This is a genomic window from Massilia sp. BKSP1R2A-1 (genome assembly GCF_050586525.1).
In the GTDB taxonomy this organism is placed as follows: Bacteria; Pseudomonadota; Gammaproteobacteria; order Burkholderiales; family Burkholderiaceae_D; genus Telluria.
Map to the genome: position 1 here is coordinate 530,276 of NZ_JBOBRE010000001.1, position 14,977 is coordinate 545,252.

General features: G+C 67.1%; 18 protein-coding genes. 10 read left to right on the top strand and 8 right to left on the bottom strand.

The features are described 5' to 3' along the window. Positions 1-3 precede the first annotated feature (3 nt). The gene (locus tag ACQ7JA_RS02380; protein WP_430894301.1) at positions 4-951 is read right to left on the bottom strand and encodes a methyltransferase; all 948 of its coding nucleotides are present in this window, start codon (positions 949-951) and stop codon (positions 4-6) included. A gap of 172 nt (positions 952-1,123) precedes the next feature. Here ACQ7JA_RS02380 and ACQ7JA_RS02385 point away from each other — a divergent pair, with 172 nt between their 5' ends. The 4 genes from ACQ7JA_RS02385 to ACQ7JA_RS02400 all read left to right on the top strand — a co-directional run bounded on the left by ACQ7JA_RS02385 (position 1,124) and on the right by ACQ7JA_RS02400 (position 4,170). Next, on the top strand, positions 1,124-1,309 hold the full coding sequence (locus ACQ7JA_RS02385; RefSeq protein WP_430894302.1) for a hypothetical protein: 186 nt from the start codon (positions 1,124-1,126) through the stop codon (positions 1,307-1,309). A gap of 25 nt (positions 1,310-1,334) precedes the next feature. Continuing rightward, positions 1,335-2,213 carry a KPN_02809 family neutral zinc metallopeptidase gene (ypfJ, locus tag ACQ7JA_RS02390; protein WP_430894303.1) on the top strand — a complete coding sequence of 293 codons (879 nt, stop codon included), beginning with the start codon at positions 1,335-1,337 and terminating at the stop codon, positions 2,211-2,213. A 169-nt stretch (positions 2,214-2,382) separates the two neighbouring features. Further along, positions 2,383-3,567 carry a zinc-dependent alcohol dehydrogenase gene (locus ACQ7JA_RS02395; protein ID WP_430894304.1) on the top strand — a complete coding sequence of 395 codons (1,185 nt, stop codon included), beginning with the start codon at positions 2,383-2,385 and terminating at the stop codon, positions 3,565-3,567. Positions 3,568-3,576: 9 nt separating this feature from the next. Then, entirely contained in the window at positions 3,577-4,170 is a 594-nt protein-coding gene (locus tag ACQ7JA_RS02400) for a hypothetical protein (protein WP_430894305.1), read from the top strand. On the opposite strand, the gene ACQ7JA_RS02405 is transcribed toward ACQ7JA_RS02400, so the two are convergent. Continuing rightward, a complete protein-coding gene (locus ACQ7JA_RS02405; RefSeq protein WP_430894306.1) occupies positions 4,161-5,396 on the bottom strand; it encodes a PepSY-associated TM helix domain-containing protein in 1,236 nt (411 codons plus the stop codon). The genes ACQ7JA_RS02400 and ACQ7JA_RS02405 overlap by 10 nt on opposite strands. A 115-nt stretch (positions 5,397-5,511) precedes the next feature. On the opposite strand from ACQ7JA_RS02405, the gene ACQ7JA_RS02410 reads away from it, so the two are divergent. Next, the gene (locus ACQ7JA_RS02410; RefSeq protein ID WP_430894307.1) at positions 5,512-7,641 is read left to right on the top strand and encodes a TonB-dependent receptor; all 2,130 of its coding nucleotides are present in this window, start codon (positions 5,512-5,514) and stop codon (positions 7,639-7,641) included. Positions 7,642-7,759: 118 nt separating this feature from the next. Next, positions 7,760-9,535: a M4 family metallopeptidase gene (locus tag ACQ7JA_RS02415; RefSeq protein WP_430894308.1), complete on the top strand. Its 1,776-nt coding sequence runs from the start codon at positions 7,760-7,762 to the stop codon at positions 9,533-9,535. A 164-nt stretch (positions 9,536-9,699) separates the two neighbouring features. Here ACQ7JA_RS02415 and ACQ7JA_RS02420 read toward each other — a convergent pair whose 3' ends face one another. Further along, positions 9,700-10,425, bottom strand: coding sequence for a M23 family metallopeptidase (locus tag ACQ7JA_RS02420; protein WP_430894309.1), 726 nt, complete (start codon positions 10,423-10,425; stop codon positions 9,700-9,702). A 39-nt stretch (positions 10,426-10,464) separates the two neighbouring features. Then, positions 10,465-11,445 carry a L,D-transpeptidase family protein gene (locus tag ACQ7JA_RS02425; RefSeq protein WP_430894310.1) on the bottom strand — a complete coding sequence of 327 codons (981 nt, stop codon included), beginning with the start codon at positions 11,443-11,445 and terminating at the stop codon, positions 10,465-10,467. Positions 11,446-11,558: 113 nt separating this feature from the next. On the opposite strand from ACQ7JA_RS02425, the gene ACQ7JA_RS02430 reads away from it, so the two are divergent. Next, entirely contained in the window at positions 11,559-11,855 is a 297-nt protein-coding gene (locus tag ACQ7JA_RS02430; RefSeq protein ID WP_430894311.1) for a 2Fe-2S iron-sulfur cluster-binding protein, read from the top strand. Here ACQ7JA_RS02430 and ACQ7JA_RS02435 read toward each other — a convergent pair. Both ACQ7JA_RS02435 and ACQ7JA_RS02440 read right to left on the bottom strand, forming a co-directional pair. Further along, entirely contained in the window at positions 11,852-12,109 is a 258-nt protein-coding gene (locus tag ACQ7JA_RS02435; RefSeq protein WP_430894312.1) for a hypothetical protein, read from the bottom strand. The genes ACQ7JA_RS02430 and ACQ7JA_RS02435 overlap by 4 nt on opposite strands. 3 nt (positions 12,110-12,112) lie before the next feature. Next, positions 12,113-13,018: an alpha/beta hydrolase gene (locus tag ACQ7JA_RS02440; protein WP_430894313.1), complete on the bottom strand. Its 906-nt coding sequence runs from the start codon at positions 13,016-13,018 to the stop codon at positions 12,113-12,115. A gap of 138 nt (positions 13,019-13,156) precedes the next feature. On the opposite strand from ACQ7JA_RS02440, the gene ACQ7JA_RS02445 reads away from it, so the two are divergent. Both ACQ7JA_RS02445 and ACQ7JA_RS02450 read left to right on the top strand, forming a co-directional pair. Beyond that, positions 13,157-13,339: a hypothetical protein gene (locus ACQ7JA_RS02445; RefSeq protein ID WP_430894314.1), complete on the top strand. Its 183-nt coding sequence runs from the start codon at positions 13,157-13,159 to the stop codon at positions 13,337-13,339. Between the two features lie 11 nt (positions 13,340-13,350). Next, the gene (locus ACQ7JA_RS02450) at positions 13,351-13,518 is read left to right on the top strand and encodes a hypothetical protein (RefSeq protein WP_430894315.1); all 168 of its coding nucleotides are present in this window, start codon (positions 13,351-13,353) and stop codon (positions 13,516-13,518) included. 69 nt (positions 13,519-13,587) lie between these two features. On the opposite strand, the gene ACQ7JA_RS02455 is transcribed toward ACQ7JA_RS02450, so the two are convergent. Further along, positions 13,588-13,773 carry a hypothetical protein gene (locus tag ACQ7JA_RS02455; protein WP_430894316.1) on the bottom strand — a complete coding sequence of 62 codons (186 nt, stop codon included), beginning with the start codon at positions 13,771-13,773 and terminating at the stop codon, positions 13,588-13,590. 333 nt (positions 13,774-14,106) lie between these two features. On the opposite strand from ACQ7JA_RS02455, the gene ACQ7JA_RS02460 reads away from it, so the two are divergent. Further along, on the top strand, positions 14,107-14,481 hold the full coding sequence (locus ACQ7JA_RS02460; RefSeq protein WP_430894317.1) for a hypothetical protein: 375 nt from the start codon (positions 14,107-14,109) through the stop codon (positions 14,479-14,481). Positions 14,482-14,524: 43 nt separating this feature from the next. On the opposite strand, the gene ACQ7JA_RS02465 is transcribed toward ACQ7JA_RS02460, so the two are convergent. Further along, the gene (locus tag ACQ7JA_RS02465) at positions 14,525-14,740 is read right to left on the bottom strand and encodes a hypothetical protein (RefSeq protein WP_258827894.1); all 216 of its coding nucleotides are present in this window, start codon (positions 14,738-14,740) and stop codon (positions 14,525-14,527) included. Positions 14,741-14,977: the final 237 nt, after the last annotated feature.

Below are 14,977 nucleotides of genomic sequence, written 5' to 3' on the forward strand. Positions count from 1 at the left end.
ATTCTAGCGCCGGATCGCATGCAGCCACACCGCCGCGATCCGCTCCACGTCCTCGTAGCCCGGCTCGCCCAGCTGGCCGCCGAAGATGTCGGGATCGAGTTCGTCGTAGCTCCACTGGTCGCACAGGGCATCCAGCTTCGGCCTGATCGCATCCAGAAACTGGTCCCGCTCGCCGGTGATGGCGACGCCCGTGTACAGCATCAGGCTGCCGCCGCGGCGCAGGCGCGCCAGGCTTTCCTCGACGATGCGCAGCGACAGCTCGGCGCCGTGCATGCCGCCGCCGTGGCGATAGGGCAGTTCGCTTGGGTCGAGCACATACGGCGGGTTCGAGACGATCAGGTCGAAGTCGCCTTCCACGCCGTCCAACAGGTCGCTGCGGGCCGCCGTGAAGTTGTCCAGGCCCGCCAGGCGCGCGTTCACGATGCTCAGGGCCAGGGCGCGCGTATTGATGTCGGCTCCCACCACCTCGGCATGCGGGAAAGCCTTCGCGATGGCGAGCGCACCGGCGCCGCCGCCGCAGCCGACGTCGATCGCCCGCGAGGGGCCGGAGCCCAGCCAGGGAAAGGCGCGCGCCATGGTGCCGACAAAACGGTAGGTATCGGGGCCGAAGAAGACCGAGTCCTCGTCCTCCGTCGGGTAGGCCGAGTGGAAAGCCAGCAGCTCGTCGTGATAGACCGGCAGGGTGGAGGCGCGCAGCGCCGAGCGCCACAGCTGGCCATCGCGTTCCAGGATGCGGGCTTCGCGCATCAGGTCCAGCAGTTCGGGCGCCACCTCGCTTTCCGCGAAAGGCCGGCTCCAGCCGAAGATGCCGCGCAGGTCGGTGGCGCGCTCGTTGCCCGGCCGGCGGTTGATGCGGCGGTGGGTCGATGGGGTCACCGTCATGAAGCGGTAACCGTGTTCGCGTAGATAGTGGCCGAGCGCGAGCAGGGCAGTGGCGTGGGGAGTCGTCATGCATGCTAGGGTCGCACGCGGCGTCCATGCCCGCTGTGCGGCAGCGAACAATGGACGCGCAGCTTGGTAGCAGGAAATTTCCAGCGCTATGTGAATATTCGAACATACCGAAGGCCGGGGCACGACCATACTGGCTTCGACAGCAGTTCATATGACAAAAGGGGAGAGCAGCATGTCGAACAGGGACGGCGGCAAAGGCGTATCCGGACGCATCGCCCGCGAGATCGAGCGCGAACGCCACGAGCGCGCATTGCATGACGAGGCACGTGCGCACCTGGACACGCAGGACGAATTCCGGACCAAGGATGCGCGCGAGCGCATGGACATCACCACACTGAAGCGTCCGCCCGGACGCTGAGGAGCACGAAGAAGGAGGGCAGGCGATGAAATGGGAAGGCGATCGACAGAGCGACAACGTGGAAGACCGCCGCGGCGGCGGCGGCGGCTTCGGAGGTTTCGGCGGACGCACGGTCGGCATCGGCACCCTGGTCATTGCCCTGGTCGGCGGCGCCATCTTCGGCGTCGATCCCGGCACCATCCTGGCCCTGCTGGGCGGAGGCGGCGGGCCGGTTCCGGTCCAGCAGGCGCCAGGTGGTGGCTCCCAGCGCGCCCCGGCGAATGACCGGGAAACCCAGTTCGTGCGCACCACCCTGGCCTATACCGAGGATGCCTGGACGCAGATCTTCGCCAGCCAGGGCGCGCAATACCGGCCCGCCAGGCTGGTGCTGTTCGAGAACGGCACCGACACCGCCTGCGGCACGGGCCGCAGCGCCACCGGCCCCTTCTACTGTCCCGCCGACAGCACCGTCTACATCGACCTGAGCTTCTTCCGCCTGATGCAGCAGCGCTTCAATGTCGCCGGCGAATTCGCCCAGGCCTATGTAATTGCCCATGAGATCGGCCACCACGTACAGAACCTGCTCGGCGTATCAAGCCAGGTCCACAACGCCCAGCAGCGCGCCTCCGAGCGCGAAGGCAATGCCTTGTCGGTGCGCCTGGAACTGCAGGCCGACTGCTTCGCCGGCGTCTGGGCCAACCGCACCAACCAGCGCGAAAAGATTCTCGAAGCGGGCGACGTCGAACAGGCGCTGGCCGCGGCCACCGCGATCGGCGACGACGCCCTGCAGCGCCAGTCGCAGGGCACCGTGGTGCCGGACTCCTTCACCCACGGCAGCTCGGCCCAGCGGGTGCGCTGGTTCACCCGCGGCCTGGAGAGCGGCCAGGTCGAGCAATGCAATACCTTCGAGGCGCGCCAGTTGTAGGACTGGGCCTCGCATCGACCCGATGGCCGGGAAAACCCGGCAAAAACGCCATGTTCGTTTCCATGCGCGTATCGCCTTCCCTGGTTTTTTGACATAACGTTTCCACGTCAGCCCGCCGCTCACGGCGGGCGCCTTTGTAGAACGTCGTGAATATTTCCGAGGAGGAGTTATGCTGGCAATGAACTACCGCGGACCGTATCGCATCCGCGCCGACCACAAGCCCGACCCCGTCATCGAGCACCCGGGCGACGCCATCGTGCGCGTCACCCGTTCCTGCATCTGCGGCTCGGACCTGCACCTGTACCATGGCATGGTGCCCGACACCCGCGTCGGCCACACCTTCGGCCACGAGTTCATCGGCGTGGTGGAAGAGGTGGGTTCCGGCGTCCAGAACCTGAAGGTCGGCGACAAGGTACTGGTGCCATTCAACGTGTTTTGCGGTTCCTGCTTCTTCTGCGACCGCGAACTGTTCGGCAATTGCCACAATATGAATGCGCAGTCCACCGCCGTCGGTTCCATCTACGGCTACTCGCACACGGCCGGCGGCTACGACGGCGGCCAGGCCGAATTCGTGCGCGTGCCGATGGCCGACGTCGGCCCGATGATCATCCCCGACCACATCCATGACGACGACGCCGTGCTGCTCACCGACGCGGTGCCCACCGGCTACCAGGCGGCCGAGATGGGCGACATCCAGGAAGGCGATACGGTGGTCGTGTTCGGCGCGGGCCCGGTCGGCATCTTCGCCGCCAAGTCGGCCTGGCTGATGGGGGCAGGGCGGGTGATCGTGGTCGACCACATCGACTACCGGCTCGAGTTCGTCAAGCGCTACGCCCAGTGCGAGGTGGTCAACTTCAAGGAAGTGCGCGACATGGCCGAGCACATCAAGAAGATGACCGACTGGATGGGCGCCGACGTCTGCATCGACGCGGTCGGCTGCGAAGCCTCGGGCAACGCCATGCAGTCGCTGACCGGCCGCTACACCATGATGCAGGCCGGTTCCGCCACGGCGCTGCACTGGTGCATCAACTCGGTGCGCAAGGGCGGCAATGTTTCCATCGTCGGCGTCTACGGCCCGACCTTCAACTTCGTCCCGATCGGCAATGCGCTGAACAAGGGCCTGACCCTGCGCATGAACCAGGCCAGCGTGCGCCGCCACCTGCCGCGCCTGATCGAGCATATCCGCGAGGGCCGCCTGAATCCGAAGGAAATCATCACCCATCGCGTGCCGCTGGAAGAAGTGTCGGATGCCTATCACATCTTCTCCGGCAAACTCGACAACTGCATCAAGACCGTCCTGATTCCGCCCAGCGCGAACCAGGTGAAAGCGGTTTCGGCCAGCGCACTGCACTGAGGAGCGAACATGGAAGCACGTACCGACGTCACCGAACACAAGCATCACCATGGCCACGACCATGGCCATGTCCAGCAGCACCCGGGCCAGGGCCATATCGCGCCGCGCCGTCCCGCGCGCGAGGAGCTGCAGCACATCCAGGGCTGGGGCGCCGACCTCGACCGCAAGAACCGTCCCGGCGTGCCGATGGAACGCACCCCGCCGCGCTTCATCAATCAGCCGGAAGGCGACCCGCCGCAGCAGACGGAAAAGGTCGAGATCCTGGTCTCGTCCGAACGCCCCGGCATCACCCAGGTCTTCGGCACCGTGCAGCCGCCCTCGGGCCTGTCGGGCGCGATCCGGCGCCTGGCCTTCAGGAGCAGCGAGAACGACATCCGCCACTGGCTGCTCCTGCTGCTGGCCGACCGCGTCAACGTGGTGGAAGGCATCGCCGACGACCTGGCGCACGGTCACATCCCCAACATCCTGGGCGAGATGGGCATCAAGGCCGAGCTCAAGCACAATCCGGCGGGGCTGGCCAAGAAGGCCCTGATCACCACGGCCGTGGTGGGCGCGGCCTGGTACCTGCTCAAGCGCAGGAACGAGGACCGCTATTACCGCTGAGCGGCGCGCTGCAGGGCCGGGGCGGCCGGCTCCCGCGCGCGCGTCGGCGCCGCCCTGCCGGCTGCGCCACGCTTGGCGGGTTTGCGCCGGAACTTGATCCACACGACGATGCCGGTGATGAAGAACGCCAGCGGCGTGAGACCGACGATGCTGATCAGGATGCGGCCCGCCAGGCCGAAGGCTTCGCCGGTGTGCAGCGGATACAAGGTGCTCACGAACCAGTCGCCGCCGCGTGCGGCGAGCGGATCCACCGTGCGCAGCACGGCGCCGTTGCCGGCGTCGATGCTGACGCGGGTGGCGCCCGGACCTTGGCGCAGTTCGCCCGGCTGGCGCACCCGCACTTCATAGGGCTGTTCCGGCTTGCCCGGAATGCCGATGCGCGAGACCCGCCCAGCCGGATAGCGCGCCTGCGCCGCGGCCATCGCCTGGCCGGCGTCGATGCGCGCGTCCGATTCGCTGTCGGCGTTCACCGCTTTCTCGTTCCTGCTCAAGGGCGCCACCGCCCCGATGGCGGGCTTGACCCAGTCCGGCATATTGAAATACACCCCCGAGAAGGCCAGCACCAGCAGCACCGGCGCCGTATAGAAGCCGGCCGCGCGATGCAGCTGGAAGCTGAATTTTGCCCAGTTGCCGCCGCGCCGGACCGTGATCGCATGCCAGAAGGCAGTCAACGTCATCTTCGGCCACCACACCACGATGCCCGTCAGCGCCAGCAGCGCCAACGCCACGCCCTGCACCGCGATGATCACCTTGCCCGCATCGCCCGCCATCAGGTAGCGGTGCAGGTGGAACAGCGTCGGCATCAGCAGGGGCCGCGACAGGCCCGCTTCGCCCCAGTTGCGCTCGCCCAGCACGGCCAGATTGGCCGGGTCGACCATGACCTGGCGCGTCACGCCCTGTTCCCAGCTTGATGCCGGCTTGGCCGGCCGGTACCAGGCCACATAGACGTCGCCATGCACTTCCGGCAGGAACAGGGTATCGGGCCGCCCGTAGGCCGGGTCCTGCGCCAGGTGCGCCGCGACCGCCGACACCTCCGATGGCGCCGGCCTTGCCTCGTCGCCCGCGACCGTGCCGGGGGGCGGGGCCACCGACAGCAGGCCCGGATTGAGCCAGGCGTCGAGCTCGTGGCGCCAGCCGATGACGGTGCCCGTCAGGCCCTGCAGGACGAGGATGGTGCCGAAGACGAGGCCGGCCCAGAGGTGGATGGTGCGGATGAGCGGTTTCATGTGCCGCATGATAACCCGAAATGAGAACCATTCCCATTGTGTAATGACATGAGAATCGTTATCATCTCGGTTCTTTACCATCCAGAAAGTGCTTTTCCCGATGATGCGCAAGTCGATGTCGATGAAACCCCTGGCGGCTGCGGTCGCACTGGCCTGTATCAGCCTGCCGGCCTTGGCCTGGCAGGAGCAGGAGCAAAAAGAAGAGGCGGACATGAACTCGGTGGTCGTGACCGCCACCCGTACCGCCAAGGCAGTGGACAAGATTCCGGGGGCTGTGTCCGTCATCACCCAGCAGGAGCTGGCGACGCAATACCTGATCGCCGACGACCCGTCGCAGGCCCTGGCCACCTATGTGCCCGGCTATGCGCCGAGCCGCCAGAAGATGACCTCGACCGGAGAATCGCTGCGCGGACGCCAGCCGCTGATCCTGTTCGACGGCATTCCGCAATCGAATCCGCTGCGCGCCGGCATGCGCGAAGGTTACTTTGCCGACAGCGCCATCATCGAACGCATCGAAGTCATCAACGGCGCCTCGGCCATGCAGGGCATGGGCGCCACCGGCGGCATCATCAACTACATCACCAAGACCCCGCGCACCCCGGGCACCAGCTATACGGTGAATGCGCGCCTGGCCAGCCAGTTCGAGTCCGATAGCCTGGACTGGAAGACCGGCCTGACGGTCAGCCACAAGTCCGAGGCCTTCGACATGCTGGCCTACGCCAGCGTGCAGCGCCGCGGCATGGGCTACGACGGCAGCGGCCGGCGCCTGGGCATCGACAACGTCCAGGGCGACACCCTCGATTCGCACGGCAACGATCTTTTCGTGAAGATCGGCAAGAGCTTCGGCGACCAGCGCCTGCAGGTCAGCCTGAATCGCTTCGACCTGAGCGGTGACGGCGACTACCGCAACGCCCCGGGCGTGGTGGCCCAGGGCGTGCCGACCAGCTCGGAGCCGGGCACCCCGGTCGGCATGACGCCGCGCAACCGCGTGCGCAGCGGCAGCATCGACTACCGCCACGCCGCGCTGTTCGGCGGCGCGCTGACGGCCCAGGTCTTCACCCACGATTTCGAGTCGCTCTACGGCGCCACCAATACCTCGACCTTCCAGGACCGCAGCATCGCCCCGATCGGCACCCTCTACGACCAGTCCGAAGTGGTGGCCGACAAGCTGGGCAGCCGCATCACCTGGGTGCGCCCGGACCTGCTGGTCGAGGGCCTGGAACTGACCGCCGGCGTCGACTGGCTGAAGGACCACACCCAGCAGCGCCTGGCGGGAACCAAGCGCACCTGGGTGCCGGAGCTGAAGTTCCGCTCGCTGGCGCCCTTCCTGCAGCTCGAATACGAGATCGGGCCGGTGACGGTGCGCGGCGGCGTGCGCATTGAGAACGCCACCCTCGACGTCGACACCTACACCACCCTGGCCGCCTACGGCAGCCGCCGCGTGGAGGGCGGCTCGGCGGAGTTCTCGAAATCGGTGAAGAACATCGGCGCCGTCTGGCGCTTCGCGCCGGGCTGGTCGGCCTTTGCGGCCAGCTCGGAAGGCTTCGGCCTGCCGGACGCGGGCCTGGTGCTGCGCGGCGTGAACGTGCCCAACCAGTCGGTTTCGAGCCTCATCAGCCTGCAGCCCATCGTCACCCGCAACAACGAGGCCGGCGTCAACTGGCGTGGCGCCAAGGGCCAGTTCGGCCTGTCGCGCTACGACTCGCGCTCCAAGCTCGGCAGCGTGATCCGCATTACCTCGGCCGGCATCGGCCTGGTCGAGCGCGTGCCGACCACGGTCAAGGGCTGGGAGGCGAACGCCGAGTGGCGTCCACACCGCGACTGGAGCGTGTTCGGCACCTGGGCCACCACCGACGGCAAGACCGCCACCACCCAGGGCGCGCCGATGGACCTGGACCTGGGCGCGCGCTCGCAGGGCCCGGACAAGGCGGTGCTGGGCGCCAACTGGCGCCTGCGTCCCCAGACCCAGCTGCGCCTGCAGGCCAACCACCTGCGCGACCGCGACATCAATATCGGCCGCCGCGTCGGCACCAGCAATCTCGAGGAACATTTCAAGGGCTACACGTTGGCGGACGCGGCGCTCACCTGGGACAGCGCCTACGGACGCTTCGGCCTGAGCATCGAGAACCTGTTCGACAAGCAGTATGTCGGCTACTACTCGCAGTCGGCCTCCGCCGTTGACCCCACTGCCACCTATGCGGGCCGCGGGCGCACCTTTGCGCTGAGCTGGACCCGCAGCCTGTAAGGCGGGGCAGGGCTCCGGCGCGAGGAATTGCGCCGGAGCAAATCGTTTCTGCTGAGCTCGTCCACACTGTCCGATGCGCGGTCCATTCCACGGCCGCGCTTTCACCGACGGAGACGAGATGAGCCCGCACACCACCTTCCAGGCAGCACTGCTTGCAGCCCTCCTGCTCGCGCCCCTGGTCACCCAGGCGGCGCCCATGATGAGCCCGCCGACGACGCTGAGCGCCAAGGCGAAATCCTCCGTCCTCGTCCAGCTGGCGGCGCAGCGCCTGGCCAAGGGCCTGGATGCCGACCACGACTACCGCATCACGGCCCAGCATCCCGGCGCCGACGGCACCCAGGTGCTGCGCGCGGCCCATACCTGGAAGGGCCTGCGCATCTTCGGTTCCGACTCCGTCGTCGTGCTCGACGCCCAGGCCGAAGTGCTTTCCGAAACCGCCTCGGAGCGCCGCCAGTCCATCGGCAAGGGCAGCGCGAATCCCCTGGGCGCACTCACCGCCAGCTTCAGCGTCCAGCCGCAGATCAATGCCAAGGCGGCGATTGCCGCCGCGCTGGCAGCCCTGCCCGCAGGCGCCACCCACGTGATCAAGCCCAGGGCCGAACTCCTGATCTGGCCGGTGATGCGCATGCAGCGCGTGGTCGGCGCCGGCGCCAAGGCGGAGGAAGAACTGAATGCGGTAGACGTGCAGGACGTGGTCGAACGCTTCGAGCTGGCCTACCTCGTGCGCACCCGCATGCGCCAGGGCGAGCAGCCCATCTACCACGACACCATCGTCAGCGCCCGCGACGGCGCCGTGCTGGACCGCTGGAGCATGCTGCAGACCGTCATCGGCGTCGGGAAAAGCCAGTACAACGGCGAAGTGCCGCTCAGCACCACGCTAAGGGATGGCCAGTACCTCCTGCTCGACCCGGAGCGCGGCAAGGGCGGCGCCCATGGCGCCATGGCCATCACCAACGCCAACCACGGCAGCAGTGCGGGCAAGGTCTACACCAACGCCACCAATATCTGGGGCGACGGCAGGCAGTACATCGAGGGCGGCAGCACCACCGGCCCGAACGGCCAGACGGCGGCCGTGAACGCCATGTGGGGCTTGATGAACACCTACGACGCGCTGAAGAACGTGTTCGGCTGGCTCTCGCTCGACGGGCGCGACACCTCCACCTACATCGCCGCCCACGTCGGCCGCGGCTACGACAACGCCTACTACAGCGACACCTGCCGCTGCATGTTCATCGGCGACGGCACCTATTTCACCAGCCTGGGCGCGATCGACGTGATCGGCCACGAAATGGGACACGGCGTCACGGCGGCCACCTCGGACCTCGTCTACTCCGGCGAATCCGGCGGCCTGAACGAATCGGCATCGGACATCATCGGCGAGATCGTGGAAGGCTATGCCCGCGCCGGCGGCAAGGGCGAGACCTTCCCGGAAGAGGGCAACGACTGGCAACTGGGCACGGAGATCAGCCGCAACGCCACGCCGCTGCGCTGGATGATCAGGCCGAGCAAGGACGGCAACAGCCCCGATGCCTGGAGCAGCTCGCTGCGCCGCCTCGACGTGCACTACAGCAGCGGCCCGAACAACCGCATGTTCTACTTCCTGGCCAAGGGATCGCGGGCCGACGCCGCGGGCGACTACCACAGCAAATACCTGGTGAAGCAGCCCCGGGCCATGACCGGCATCGGCGTCGACAAGGCCTACCGCATCTGGTTCCGCGCCAACACCACCAAGTTCACCTCCAGCACCAACTACGCCGACGCGCGCGCCAAGATGATCCTGGCCGCGGAGGAGCTGTACGGCAAGGACAGCCGCGAATCGATCGCCGTCCAGCGCGCCTACGCGGCCATCAACGTCGGCGCTGATGTGGACGAGCCGACCCGCGAAGACAACTAGCCCGACAACGCACCCCCCGAAAACCTGGGTGTCAGGTCTGACGAAAACCTGGGTGTCAGGTCTGACAAACGGACACGAGCTCAAGCGTAGAGTCCATCTAGCGCTGAGTTCGTGTCCGAATGTCAGACCTGACACCGATAGGGGTAGACACCGATAGGGGTGGTTTATTGGGTAACCGTATCCGCCATCATCGGGTAGGGATTGACCGGCGTTCCCTTCCACCATTTTTTCTCGGGTGTGAGCTCGAACATGGCGAAGTGCAGGTGGGGGGCGTTCGGGTCGGAATTGCCGGTCACGCCGACATAGCCGAGCACCTGGCCGCGCTTGAGTTCCATGCCTTCCTTGATGCCGTCGGCGTAGCGGTCCAGGTGGGCGTAGTAGTAGGCGTAGCGGCCGCTGGGGTCGAACTGGTAGAGGGTGGTGCCGCCCGGTTTGCTCGCGAACAGCTTCTCCACCTTGCCGTCGGCCACCGCCAGCACCGGCGTGCCTTTCGGCGCCATGATGTCGAGGGCTTCGTGCTGGCGCTGCTTGCCGCGCGGCTGCTCGTAGGTGTCGCTCAGGCTCGCCGTCTTGATGCCCTGTACCGGCACCAGCAGCTTGCCCGTGCCGGCAGCGGCCGCGGCGGCATCGGCCGGGGGGGGAGGCGCATCGGCCGCAGGCAGGTCCTGGGAGGGACGCAGCGGCAGGTCGAGGGTGGAGAGATCGGCCTCGACCAGCGGCGCGCCCGGCAGCTGTCCCTCGATCTGGGCGGCGGGAACACCCGGAGGCCCGGCCGGCGGCGGCGCGGCCGCCACGCTTGGCGCGGGCTCGTCGGGCACCGCGCGCAGCAAGAGGAACAGGGCGCCGGCGCCGAACAGCACGCCGAGCAGGAAGGTCATGATCGATCGCATCGCATCCTCCGTCAGCTCAGGCTCGGGTTATTCCAGGGGTTAGCTTTCCAGCACGACTTCCACGCCGGCCGCGACCGCCGCCGCCACTTCCGCTGCGCTCCAGTTGGTCAGGCGGATGCAGCCGTGCGACTCGGTCTTGCCCACGTGGCCCGGCACCGGGGTGCCGTGGATGCCGTAGTGCTCCTTGGACAGGTCGATCCAGACCACGCCGACCGGATTGTTCGGGCCCGGCTGGACCTTGGCCTTCTTGTCGCCCGGGTCCGCATCCCAGAACAGCTTGGGGTTGTAGTGGTAGACCGGATTGGCGTGCACGCCGTTGATCTTCCAGGTGCCCACCGGCAGCGGATCGTTCGAGCTGCCGGTCGAGGCCGGATACTGGGCCAGCAGGACGCCGCCGGCGTCGTACAGCTGCAGCACCTTGGCCCCGTCCTTGACCACGACCTTGGCCGCGCGCGGCAGCGGCGCCAGGCCGCCCACGTTCGGCACCACGATCTGCTCGCCCGCGCGGTTGAAGTTCTTGCCGGGATTCAGGCGCTGCAGCAGGGCCGGGCTGGCATGGAAGCGCTCGCCCAGGCCTTCCAGCACGCTGGCATAACCGAGGGCCGACAGCTTCGACTTTTCCATCATGTCTTCCGGGATCGGGCGGAAAGGCCCGGTGACGTCGGCTTCCGCCAGGGTGTAGTTGGCCAGCGGCTGCGTGCCGTCCTGCAGCAGCGCGTTCCAGGTCGCCTCGTCGAGCTTGCCGGTGACCGGCAGCTTGCGCGCGGCCTGGAAGCTGTTCAGGGCCTGGCGCATGTTCGAGCCATAGGCGCCGTCGATCTCGCCCGGCGAGAAGCGGGCGCGGTCGAGCAGCACCTGGGCGTGCAGCAGGCGTTCGAACTCGGCCTGCTTGGCGGCAGCCGGATCGACCGGGGCCGCGGCTTGCGGCTGCGGTGCGGGAGCGGTTTGCTGCGCATGGGCAAGGGGAAGGGCGCCCAGCAGGGCGGCCAGGAGAATCGGGGCGGTAGCGAGTTTCTTCATTTTGGTTTCCTGCAAACTTACTTTTGGAAACTTCAGCTTAGTTGCCCGGAATGACGGGGTCTGTGCGTGAACGAACTCAAGCAATCGAGCCCGGCGGCGCTACAATCGCGGACATGAACCTGCACACCATCGTGCTGCACCCGAGCGGCCTCAGCTTCACTGCGGACGGCGAGACCTCGCTGCTGCTTGCGGCGGAAAACGCCGGCATCGAGCTCCCCAGCTCCTGCCGCAACGGCACCTGCCGCAGCTGCATCTGCCGCGTGAAGAGCGGGACCGCCGCCCACCTGATCGAATGGCCGGGCCTGTCCTTCGACGAGAAGACCGAGGGCTACATCCTGCCCTGCGTGGCGGTGGCGCGCGGCGACCTCGAGATCGAGGCGCCGCTCGCGCGCCGAATCGAATTCACCTAGGCGTTTCCCGCATCAGCACCGGCAGGATGTGTGTGGTGAGCAGCCTGTCGCTGTTGGGATGGGCGCCGCGCATCTGGAAGTTGGTGGCGGTAGGTGCCCGACAGCACCGGCACGACGTGGGCATCCACGTGCATGTGCTCGCGCACCTCGCGCTCGGGCGCGGTGGCCTGCAGCTTGCTGATGTCGAATACGCCTCCCTGCCTGCAGTCCTCCAGGCTCCCGTAAAACTGGTTGGGAAGGAAGCGGACCGTCATGGCCTACCTGGCCGGTGTCAACCCTAACGCCCGTTCGATCACGCCGAGAACCTGCGGCCAGGCGGGCGAGGTGGCCGCCACCTCGTCGTAGTGGCTGGCGCCCGGCAGGATCACCACCTCGGCCGCGTCGCCCAGCTTGCGCACCCGGGCCGCGTAGTCGTGGGCCACGCGCGGCGGCGAGATCGTGTCCAGTTCGCCGGTGACCAGCCAGGTGCGGCTGCCGTTCGGCGCCAGCTCGGCCGCATTGGTGTCGACGAAGACGTCGGGCCGTTCGCGGCTCGGCGTGCCGGCCAGTTCGACGGTATCGCGCCCGCAGCTGGACTTGATCAGGGCCGCCTCGTTGCGCAGGTCGGCCAGGCCGCCGAGGCTGACCACATTCGGCACCGGCAGCGGATTCGCGCGGTAGAGCGGGCTGCTGGCCGGAATCTTCGCGCGGCCGGCCATCCACTGCACCAGCTGGCCGCCGGCCGAATGGCCGACCGCGACCATGCGGTTCAGGTCGAGCTTGCGCGCCGGAGCCTGCTTGGTAAGCAGCTCGAGAGCGGCGTGCATGTCCTGGTAGGTGCCGGGATAGCCGCCGCCCGCCTCGTCGCTGCGGCGGTACTCGACGTTCCACACGGCGATGCCGCGCGCCGCCAGGGCGCCCGCCATATTGCGCAGCTGGGTGATGCCGCCGAACTTGCTGGTCCAGCAGCCGCCATGCACCAGCACCGCGACCGGGAAGGGACCGCTGCCTTGCGGCAGGAAGAGTTCGGCGTACTGCGAAGGGGCGGGGCCGTAGGCGAGCTGGGCGGTCGGGGCGGGGCCGGTCAGGGCAAGATAGTCGTCGAGTGTCATCGGGGTGGCGGCAAGGGCGGCCTGCATGCCGGCGGCGAGCAGGAGGACGGGCAGGAGGCGGCGCAGTTTCATGATGGGCAACAATAAAGTGGAAGTCGCACTATAGCCGAGCTTTGGCCGCCGGAGAACACGTGCCGCGCACGATTGAAAGCCGGCAGTTGGCATCCATGCTAGGCTGATACCAACCATGTTCGCACAGGAGGAATGACGATGAGCCAATCGAAATCGGGCGGCAGCCAGACCAACAAGCAATCGGATAATCTGTCGGAAGAAGACCTGGCCAGGCAGCGCGCCGGGAAAACGGAGAAGAGCAGCCACGACCACATGTCGCGCCAGAAGGCCGGCAAGGACGAAGGCGCGGGTGGCGGCGCCAAGCAGAAGGCGCGCCGCTGACGAGGCCGGCCATGACAATCACGCCACCAGACCAGCGGCTGCACAGCACGCCGGACCCCGAATCGCCGGACCGTCAGCCGCCTGATCCGAAACCCCCGGTCCCCGACGACGTTCCCGATCCGGTCAATGCGCCGGTCGAGGAGCCCGGCTTCACCGAGCCGCCGATCCGGGCCGACTGACACCTCCCGAAAGTACAAGGGCCCCGGCCGCATCGCTGCGGCCGGGGCCCTGTGTTTTTCCCGAGCGCGTCAGGCGCCCTGGCGGTCCTGTGCCTTGTCCCGCTCCTGGTTCCTGTCGGGCAGCGGCGGGATCTGGCGGATCATTTCCTCGGTTTCGTGCTGGCCCGGCGACTTTTCGCCGCTGCCGATGTCGGCTTCGTCGTACAGGGCGCGGCCCTGCGCCGCGGGATCGACTTTGCGAGTCGGGTCATTCATTGCTGTGCTCCGGTGGGTTGTCGATGTCCCCCGATCCTAGCAGGGCCACCCCGCATCCGGCGCGCGCCTGCCCTGAAGCGAGGCTGGAGTCGATGCGTGTCATGGCGCCGACACGGGCGCGGCCTAGAATGGCCGGATTCCCCTTCACGCACGGAGCGCACCATGGGCCACACCCTGTACAACACCATTCGCCTGGGGCGCGGCTCGCGTCGCCGTACCGGCCTGGCGCTGGCCTGCGCCCTGGCCGCCGGCGGGCTTGCCTGGCTGGCCCTGCGTTGACCTGGCCTCGCGCGCCCGGTAACATGGCGCGCCTTGGTCGATGTGAAAGCAGGAATGAAAAACGAAGAACTGACGACGGACGAATACGACGCCCTCGAACTGGTCCGCCGCGGCGTGAAGCGCGACAATCCAGGCGCCTGCGTCGGGCGCAACCTGAAGAAACTGTCGGGTCTGAAGATGATGCAGGTGATGCGCGACGGGCGCATCGTGCTGACGGAAAAGGGACAGCAGCTGCTGTTCCTGCGCCGCTGCGTGCAGACCATGAAAGCCCTGGCAAGCGACCCGATGGCGCCGGTCGACGCCGACGTGGGCCGTTTCCTGAGCCTCAAATCGCATATCGCGCCCGTGGAAGGCGGCGGCCATACCCTCACCGAGAAGGGCCGCGAGTCGCTGGAAGACATCCAGCGCAACGAGCGGGAACGCCGCTAGGCGTCCCGATTGCGGGCCGGACCGCGCGTCCGGCTTCGCTTCTTCAGTTTGCCCGGCGGCGGTTCGGGTAGACCAGCACCCGCACGGCCACTTCGGCCGGCACATTCATCGTCGCCAGGAACTCGGCCGCGCGCTGCAGGCCCAGGGTCGGCACGGATGCCACCGCCTGGTTGATCAGGTCGCGGGTGCGGGTGTCGAGGCGCTTGTGGCGCACCTTGTCGGCCGCGGGAGCCAGTTCACCCATTTCATTCATCATCATAAATATCCGTATGTCTAGGATTGCAAAAGAGACACGGCTATTTTAAAGCTAACAATATTGAAATAGCCATAAATAAATGGCTTCCTAGTAGTTTTGCTAGAGAAATTTTGGGTTAGTTGACTGTTTTCGGGGTTTGTAGGGTGGACGGGGGGATTTAGTCCAGTGGACTAAATCCCCGTCCGCGCGTTCAACTCCCGCATAAACGGATGCTGCGCGTGTAAACCACACACGGTTTGA